Here is a 715-nt window from a genome sequence, read left to right as displayed (position 1 = left end):
CTAAATCCCGGACCGATAGACGATGTCGCCTCCGACGATTGTCATCAAGGCCTTGGTATCGCGGATCGCCTGTGGCGGCACGGAGAGGATGTCCTGAGACAGCACCGCCAGATCGGCGAGCTTGCCACTTTCAATGGAGCCTCTGTCCTTCTCCACGCCCATGACGATGGCATTGTTGATCGTATAGAGCTGAAGTGCTTCGCGCGGTGTGATCGCCTGTTCTGGCCCAAGCTGATAGCCATTGAGCGTCCCACGGGTTGCCATCCACCACATCGATAAGAAGGGATCCACAGGAACGACTGGGCCATCGGTTCCGCCCCCGACATGCACACCGGCATCGAGCATGGCGCGGATTGGGATGGCATAGCCTGCCCGCTTATCGCCCCACCACCGTCGCTGGTTGTGCCCCAGGAGTACCGCGTGATCCTGTGCGGTCGCCATGATACCGAGCTCGCTCATCTTCTTGAGCGCGCTTTCGGTCGGAAGGAACACATGCATGATCGTCCAGCGCAGGTCCCGGATCGGTGTCTCAGCGTTGACCCGCTCGTAAGAGCGCACGATGACGTCGATCGTCTCGTCACCCACGGCATGGGTCTGAACCTGTACTTTGGCCGCAGCGGCTAACTTCAGTCCCTCGACGTATTCATCCTCACCTCCTGGTGGAAGGAGGAGGACCCCACGATAGTTGGGATCCGGCTGTTCGCCGGGTACAATT

General features: G+C 59.7%; 1 protein-coding gene. It reads right to left on the bottom strand.

What is annotated here, in order from left to right; genetic code table 11:
- Nucleotides 1–715, bottom strand: a 715-nt coding sequence (locus JQC81_RS32605) for an amidohydrolase (protein ID WP_203275889.1), incomplete at its 5' end; no start/stop codon positions are given.

It is taken from the genome of Microvirga arabica (genome assembly GCF_016811235.1).
In the GTDB taxonomy this organism is placed as follows: domain Bacteria; phylum Pseudomonadota; class Alphaproteobacteria; order Rhizobiales; family Beijerinckiaceae; genus Microvirga; species Microvirga arabica.
This window is presented reverse-complemented; position numbering and strand designations above follow the sequence as displayed.